Raw genomic sequence first — 7099 nt, 5'->3', positions numbered from 1 at the left:
CGCAAGCTCAGCAGCAAACCGCACAAGCGCAGCCAAAGCCGGCTGCGAAGCCCGCGCAATCCACCGCACAATCCGCAGCCAACAGCGCGACCGGCAACGCAACCGGCAGCGCCAAAACCGCCGCCGGCAGCGACGATTCCGGCGCGCCCGCCGCGCCGCCTGGCGCGCGTTTCGCGGTGCAACTCGGCGCGTTCAGCAGCGACGCGGCCGCGAATAAATGGGTCACGAAGTTGAAAGCCGCGGGTGTACCCGCATATACCGAACAACGCAAGGATGCCGACGGCACGACGCGCACGCTGCTGCGCGCCGGCCCGTTCGCCGACCGCGCGGCCGCCACGGAGGCGATCGCGAAAGTGCGCGGCGCGGGTCTGACGGCCGGTTCGAACGCGAACGCGGAATAAGCCGCCGATGTTCACGGCATTCGACTACGCTGTAATGGCGGTGATCGGTTTGTCCGCGCTGCGCGGTGCGTGGCGGGGATTCATCGGCGAAATTTTTGGCCTGATCGGCTGGATCGCGGCGTTTATCGTGGCGTGTCGCTACGTGGACCGCGTGGTGCCCTGGATTCCGGCGCATTTGCCGGGTCAGGCGCTCACCCAGTGGCTGATCGCCTTCGCGCTGATCGTGATCGGCGTGGTGCTCGTGGCCGGCGTGGCGAACGCGTTGCTCGGCCGGTTGGTGCAGGTCAGCGGACTGTCCGGCGTGGACCGTTCGCTCGGGTTGCTGTTCGGCCTCGCGCGAGGCGTCGTGCTGGTGCTGATTCTCGTCGTCCTTGGCGGACTGACCGAGCTGCCCCAGCAGGACTTCTGGCGCAACGCGCTGCTGCGGCCTTATGCCGTGCAGGGCGTGCACGAACTGAAACCCATGTTGCCCGATACGCTCGCGGCCTACGTTCACGTCTGATCATCAGCTGATCGGTGTGTGACAGGGCCCGGGGTTGTCAGGCGGCGCTGCCTCGCGGCACCCGGCCGGACTCGACCGGCCGCCGCGATCCGACTGTTCGCGAGCTGTTACCGATTTCGCTTTTTTGAAGGACCTGCCATGTGCGGCATCGTAGGCGTAGTTTCCCGCTCTCCCGTCAACCAGCTCCTCTATGACGCGCTGCTGCTCCTGCAGCATCGCGGTCAGGACGCGGCCGGCATTGCCACCGCGAACGGCAGCACGTTCCACCTGCATAAGGCCAACGGCATGGTGCGCGACGTGTTCCGCACGCGCAACATGCGTAGCCTGCCCGGCACCTGCGGCATCGGCCAGGTGCGTTACCCGACGGCCGGCTCGGCGTCGAGCGAAGAAGAGGCCCAGCCGTTCTACGTGAACGCGCCGTTCGGCCTGATCCTCGCCCACAACGGCAATCTCACGAACTGGCAACAGTTGAAGGAAGAGATGTTCCGCGTGGATCGCCGCCACGTGAACACGAACTCCGACACCGAAGTGATGCTCAACGTGCTCGCGCACGAAGTGCAGCTCGCGACCACCGGTCTGCAACTCGACCCGGCCGCGCTCTTCAAGGCGGTCTCGGGCGTGCATCGCCGCGTGCGCGGCTCGTACGCCATCGTTTCGCTGATCGCGGGCTACGGCCTGCTGGCGTTCCGCGACCCGTTCGGCATCCGTCCGCTGTGCATCGGCAAGATCGAAACGCCGGAAGGCACGGAATGGATGGTGGCGTCCGAGTCGGTGGCGCTCGAAGGCATCGGTTTCGAATTCGTGCGCGACGTTGAGCCGGGCGAAGCGGTCTTCATCGATTTCGACGGCAACCTGCATTCGCAGCAATGCGCCGAGAAGCCGAAGCTCAACCCCTGCATCTTCGAACTCGTGTACCTCGCGCGTCCGGATTCGGTGCTCGACGGCGTGCCGGTCTACAACGCGCGTCTGCGCATGGGCGACTATCTCGCGGAGAAGATCCAGCGCGAACTGCCCGACGTGAAGATCGACGTCGTGATGCCGATTCCCGATTCGTCGCGCCCCGCCGCGATGCAGGTGGCGAACAAGCTCGGCGTGGAATACCGCGAAGGCTTCTTCAAGAACCGCTACGTGGGCCGCACCTTCATCATGCCGGGCCAGGCGATGCGCAAGAAGTCGGTGCGCCAGAAGCTCAACGCGATGGGCATCGAGTTCAAGGGCAAGAATGTCCTGATCATCGACGACTCGATCGTGCGCGGCACGACCTCGCAGGAAATCGTGCAGATGGCGCGCGATGCGGGCGCGACCAAGGTGATCTTCGCCTCGGCGGCGCCGCCGGTGAAATTCCCGAACGTCTACGGCATCGACATGCCCACGCGCGGCGAGCTCGTCGCGCATGGCCGCACGGACGAAGAAGTGGCGCGCATCATCGGCGCGGATTACCTCGTGTATCAGGACGTGGAATCGCTCAAGCAGGCCGTGCGCGACATCAATCCCGAGATCGAGGAATTCGAGGCATCGTGCTTCGACGGCGAGTACGTCACCGGCGACATCACGAGCGCCTATCTCGACAACATCGAAACGGCGCGCCTCGCGCCGCAGGCGCAATCCGACCGCGACGCCGCGAGCGACGCGCAGGATGGCGGCTCGCGCTCGCAATTGCATCTGCAACTGTCGGTCGAATGAGTTGCGCGACGGGAAACGCCCACGCGTTTCCCGTGTTAGCATGTGGGCTTGCGTCGATTTGATCTCAGCTTGCGGACGCGGGGCAACCCAAAACAGCTAAAGCGAACGGTGCAGCATTGGCCGCCGCTCATTTGCTACAGCGCCCCCGAATTCCCAAAAAGCCCGCTTCTGCCGACGCAAAGCGGGCTTTTTTGCGTTTGCGCGCGCCGCGCGCAGACCTGAAACACGGTTCTGGCTACGGAAAACACGAACATGGACGACAACCTCAACTTCGACACGCTGGCAGTTCGCTCGGGCACGCTGCGCAGCGAGTTCAACGAACATTCGGAAGCGCTCTACCTCACGTCGAGCTTCTGTTTCGGCAGCGCCGCCGAGGCCGCCGAGCGCTTCAAGAACTCGGAAACGGGCTACACCTACGCGCGCTTCACGAACCCGACCGTCACCATGTTCCAGGACCGCCTGGCCGCGCTCGAAGGCGGCGAGGCCTGCATGGCCACGGCTTCGGGCATGGCCGCGATCATGTCGGTGGTGATGTCCGCGCTGCAGCAGGGCGATCACATCGTCAGCTCGCAGAGCATCTTCGGCTCGACGCTCGGCATGTTCTCGCAGATCTTCAGCAAGTTCGGCATCACGACGACCTTCGTCGATCCGACCGATCTCGACGCGTGGAAGAACGCCGTGCGTCCCGAGACGAAGATGTTCTTCCTCGAAACGCCGTCGAATCCGCTGACCGAAGTCGCCGACATCACGGCCGTCAGCAAGATCGCGAAGGAAGCGGGCGCGCTGTTCGTCGTCGACAACTGTTTCTGCAGCCCGGCGCTGCAACAGCCGCTCAAGCTCGGCGCCGACGTGGTGATGCACTCGGCCACCAAGTTCCTCGACGGCCAGGGCCGCGTGCTCGGCGGCGCGCTGGTGGGCTCGAAGCAGTTCATCATGGAGAAGGTGTTCCCGTTCGTGCGCAGCGCGGGCCCGACGCTTTCCGCGTTCAACGCGTGGGTGCTGCTCAAGGGCATGGAAACGCTCTCGCTGCGCGTGGAAAAGCAGTCGGCCAACGCGCTCGAAATCGCGCGCTGGCTCGAGGCGCATCCGTCGGTCAAGCGCGTCTACTATCCGGGCCTCGCCTCGCATCCGCAGCATGAACTGGCGATGCGCCAGCAGAAGGCGGGCGGCGCGATCGTCTCGTTCGAAGTGAAGGGCGACACGCCCGAGGAGCAGCGCGCGAACGCATGGCGCGTGATCGACAACACCAAGGTGTGCTCGATCACCGGCAATCTCGGCGATACGCGCACGACCATCACGCATCCGGCGACCACCACGCACGGCCGCATCTCGCCGGAAGCGCGCGCGGCGGCGGGCATCACCGAAGGGCTGATCCGTCTGGCCGTCGGCCTCGAAGATCCGCAGGACGTGCGCGGCGATCTCGCACGCGGCCTCGGACAGTGAGCGCGTCATGACCGTCATCCGCGCGTTGTTCGTGTATCCCGTGAAGTCGTGCGGCGCGATCGCGCTCGATCACGCGCAGCTCGAAACGCAGGGCCTCGCGTGGGACCGTCACTGGATGGTCGTCGACGCGAACGGCCGCTTCGTTTCGCAGCGCGAATACGCGTCGATGGCGCGCATCGTGCCGGTGTTCGCGCAGGACGGCGTGCATCTCTCGATGGACGGCGCGAGCGGCGGCCTGCACTTGCCGTTCGCGCCGCGCGGCGACGAGGCGCGCGTGCGGGCGACGGTCTGGGGCGACACCTTCGAGGCGCTCGACGAAGGCGACGAAGCCGCGCACTGGTTCACGCGCGCGCTCGGCGTGCCGGTGCGGCTCGTGCGTTTCGCGCACGACGTCACGCGTCTCGCGAGCAAGAAGTGGACGCTCGAGCAGGACGCGCCCACACAGTTCGCCGACGGTTTTCCGATTCTCGTGACGAGCGAGTCGTCGCTGGCGGAACTCAACGCGCGGCTCGCGGCCAAGGGCGCGCCCGCGCTGCCGATGAGCCGCTTTCGTCCGAACATCGTGGTCGACGGTGGCGAGGCGTTCGACGAGGATTTCATCGACACGCTGTCGATCGAAGACGAAGACGGCGGCGAAGCCGCGGTGCTGCGTTTCGTGAAGCCGTGCGCGCGCTGCCCGATTACGACGATCGATCAGCTAAGCGGCGAGCGCGATGCGCAGTGGCCCGCCGAGCCGCTCGACACCTTGCAGACCTTCCGCGTGGATGCGCGCGTGGACGGTGGCCTCACGTTCGGCCAGAACGCGACGGTGCTGGCGGGCGCGGGCAACCGTCTCGCGGTAGGCGCGCAGGCGCAGTGGGAATATCGCTTCGAGTGAAGGGGGGCTGCCGTGGATGAAGCGCGTGCCGCTCAGTGCGGCAGCGCGCGCCACTGTCCGGGCGCGAGCCCGAAGCGCCGCGTGAACGCGTGCGTGAAGGCGCTCTGATCGCCGAAACCCACTTCGAGCGCGATGTCGGTGAGCGAATGGCGCGGATCGGCGAGCAGCGTGACGGCCGTGTCCAGACGCAGCCGTTGCAGATAGCGATGCGGCGTCTCGCCGAATGCCTCGATAAACAACTGATGAAAGCGCCGCATGCCGAAGCCGCAATGCGCGGCGAGATCGGCGATACGTAGCGGCTGCGCGAGATGCGCGCGCAGCCAGCGGTCGATGCGCGCGAAGTCGAGGCCTGCTGCGGCGTCGAATGCGCTATTGCCGGCGATGCCGGTTTGCGAGAGCACGGCGGCGCACAGGCGCGCCGATGCGTCCCAGTGAAAGCGCCGCGCGCGCAAGTCGTCGCCGGACGATGACGATCCGGAAACCGGTGGCGTATCCAGCGAGACCGACGACGACGCAGACAGATAACTCGCGCCCGCCAGCACCGCGCGCTGCGCGATCTGGCGCACCAGCGCCGCGAGCGCGGGATCGATGCGCACGGCGCGCGCCGTGTCGAACAGACGCTCGGGCACCGCGAGCGAGGCCGCGGGCAAATCGAGCACGAGCTGGCGGTTTTCGCCGATGCCCGCATAGTCGTGCCGCGCGCCGGCCGGAATCAGCCACGCGGAGCACGGGTCGATGCGCTCGCCCACGCCGCCCACGGTCATCTCCATCGAACCGTCGAGGCCGAGCACGATCTGGTGAAAGTCGTGCAAATCGGTTTCCTCGATGGCCCCGTACCGGCGCAGCTCGACGCCGGGCGCGGTAACGGGCGAATGATGATGCGGATTCATCGTGGCGAAACGTGGGCGCGCGAAGCCGACGTGCTTAGACGTCGAGCAGTTCCACTTCGAACACGAGCGTGGCGTTCGGCGGAATCACGCCGCCCGCGCCGCGCACGCCGTAGCCGAGTTGCGGCGGGATCGTGAGCTTGCGCACGCCGCCGACCTTCATGCCCTGGACGCCTTCGTCCCAGCCCTTGATGACCATGCCGCCGCCCAGCACGAAGGCGAACGGGTCGTTGCGGTCCTTGCTCGAATCGAACTTCTGGCCGTCCGTCAGCCAGCCGGTGTAGTGCACGCTGACGGTCTGGCCGGCGGTGGCTTCTGCGCCGGTGCCTTCGGTCAGGTCCTCGTACTTGAGGCCGGATGCGGTGGTCACGATAGACATGAAAGACTCCTGAATCGGAAAGGGTAAAAACGGTATTGTAGGCGGTTTGCAGGTTGCGCAGAGAGCGCGGGCGATAGCGACGGGCAACGTCGCGAGCCGCGCCGCGAGTCGCGTTGCAAGCCGCACAGCGATCATGCCGCTTCGGGCATGGCGCATGCGCGGCTTCCGGCGCGCCGCTGCCTGCCTATAATGGGGCCTGGCCGTACCGGAATGGGACGGCCCGCCCGCAGCGGGCGATAGAAGAGGAATCCGATGGCGTCGACTTCACAAACCCGTACTGAACGCACGGCACGTCTGTGCGCCGAAGCCGCGCGCTTCATGCGCGACCACGTGCTCTCGCGTGTGTCGCACGATTTGCGCAGCCCACTGAACGCAATTCATAGCTGGGCCTACGTGCTCGAACGCAAGATCGACACGGCCGACGCCGCCGCGCAGCGCGCGCTGTCGGGCATCCGCACGGGCGTCGAGCAGCAGGTGCATCTGCTCGAAACGCTCGTCGATACGACTCGCGCCGAAACGCGCAAGCTCGCGATCGAACGCGGACCGTTCGCGCTCGACACGCTCGTCGACGAAGCCGTCAACGACGCGCGCGCCTCGCTCGGCGACGCGCGCGGCGTGAACTACACGGTGCACGGCGCGGCCGTCGATCCGGCGGCGGCGAGCTTCGAAGCCGACCGCGAGCGCCTCGCCCAGTCGCTCTGGCTCATGCTGGTGTTCGCGGCGGAAACCAGCGAGGCGGGCGCGCAGATCGCGCTGAATGTGAGCGCGACGGCCACCTCGGCGCAGTTCGAGGTCAAGTGGACGGCCAGCCCGCAGACGCTCCTCGACGGCGCGCTGCCGCACGTGCTCGAAACCTTCGCGCTCGCGCAGGCGGCCGAGCCGCAGGAGGCCGGGCGCGCCGCGTGGGTGCTCTCGCTGTGCCAGCGT

General features: G+C 66.7%; 8 protein-coding genes. 6 read left to right on the top strand and 2 right to left on the bottom strand.

What is annotated here, in order from left to right:
* The 5 genes from G3N97_RS34590 to G3N97_RS34570 form a co-directional block, all read left to right on the top strand.
* A partial coding sequence (locus tag G3N97_RS34590; RefSeq protein ID WP_205997355.1) for an SPOR domain-containing protein occupies window positions 1-401 on the top strand: 401 nt, incomplete at its 5' end.
* Between the two features lie 7 nt (window positions 402-408).
* Complete coding sequence (locus G3N97_RS34585) at window positions 409-903, top strand: CvpA family protein (RefSeq protein ID WP_065059998.1); 495 nt, start codon at window positions 409-411, stop codon at window positions 901-903.
* Window positions 904-1041: 138 nt separating this feature from the next.
* A complete protein-coding gene (gene purF / locus G3N97_RS34580) occupies window positions 1042-2586 on the top strand; it encodes an amidophosphoribosyltransferase (RefSeq protein ID WP_205997354.1) in 1545 nt (514 codons plus the stop codon).
* A gap of 252 nt (window positions 2587-2838) precedes the next feature.
* Window positions 2839-4029: an O-succinylhomoserine sulfhydrylase gene (locus G3N97_RS34575; protein WP_183039014.1), complete on the top strand. Its 1191-nt coding sequence runs from the start codon at window positions 2839-2841 to the stop codon at window positions 4027-4029.
* 7 nt (window positions 4030-4036) lie between these two features.
* Entirely contained in the window at window positions 4037-4906 is an 870-nt protein-coding gene (locus G3N97_RS34570; protein WP_205997353.1) for an MOSC N-terminal beta barrel domain-containing protein, read from the top strand.
* 32 nt (window positions 4907-4938) lie between these two features.
* Here the strand turns inward: G3N97_RS34570 and G3N97_RS34565 are convergent, their stop codons facing one another.
* Both G3N97_RS34565 and G3N97_RS34560 read right to left on the bottom strand, forming a co-directional pair.
* Window positions 4939-5796 carry an AraC family transcriptional regulator gene (locus G3N97_RS34565; protein WP_065059994.1) on the bottom strand — a complete coding sequence of 286 codons (858 nt, stop codon included), beginning with the start codon at window positions 5794-5796 and terminating at the stop codon, window positions 4939-4941.
* A 34-nt stretch (window positions 5797-5830) separates the two neighbouring features.
* A complete protein-coding gene (locus G3N97_RS34560; protein ID WP_065059993.1) occupies window positions 5831-6172 on the bottom strand; it encodes an FKBP-type peptidyl-prolyl cis-trans isomerase in 342 nt (113 codons plus the stop codon).
* 252 nt (window positions 6173-6424) lie between these two features.
* On the opposite strand from G3N97_RS34560, the gene G3N97_RS34555 reads away from it, so the two are divergent.
* The coding region (locus tag G3N97_RS34555) for a HAMP domain-containing histidine kinase (RefSeq protein WP_205997352.1) at window positions 6425-7099 on the top strand (675 nt) is incomplete at its 3' end.

It is taken from the genome of Paraburkholderia sp. Ac-20347, from assembly GCF_017104805.1.
Classification (GTDB): domain Bacteria; phylum Pseudomonadota; class Gammaproteobacteria; order Burkholderiales; family Burkholderiaceae; genus Paraburkholderia; species Paraburkholderia tropica.
This window is presented reverse-complemented; position numbering and strand designations above follow the sequence as displayed.

Coding starts and splice junctions, on each gene's coding strand:
- G3N97_RS34585 (WP_065059998.1), top strand. CDS start 409: ATGTTCACGGCATTCGACTACGCTGTAATGGCGGTGATCGGTTTGTCC.
- purF (WP_205997354.1), top strand. CDS start 1,042: ATGTGCGGCATCGTAGGCGTAGTTTCCCGCTCTCCCGTCAACCAGCTC.
- G3N97_RS34575 (WP_183039014.1), top strand. CDS start 2,839: ATGGACGACAACCTCAACTTCGACACGCTGGCAGTTCGCTCGGGCACG.
- G3N97_RS34570 (WP_205997353.1), top strand. CDS start 4,037: ATGACCGTCATCCGCGCGTTGTTCGTGTATCCCGTGAAGTCGTGCGGC.
- G3N97_RS34565 (WP_065059994.1), bottom strand. CDS start 5,796: ATGAATCCGCATCATCATTCGCCCGTTACCGCGCCCGGCGTCGAGCTG.
- G3N97_RS34560 (WP_065059993.1), bottom strand. CDS start 6,172: ATGTCTATCGTGACCACCGCATCCGGCCTCAAGTACGAGGACCTGACC.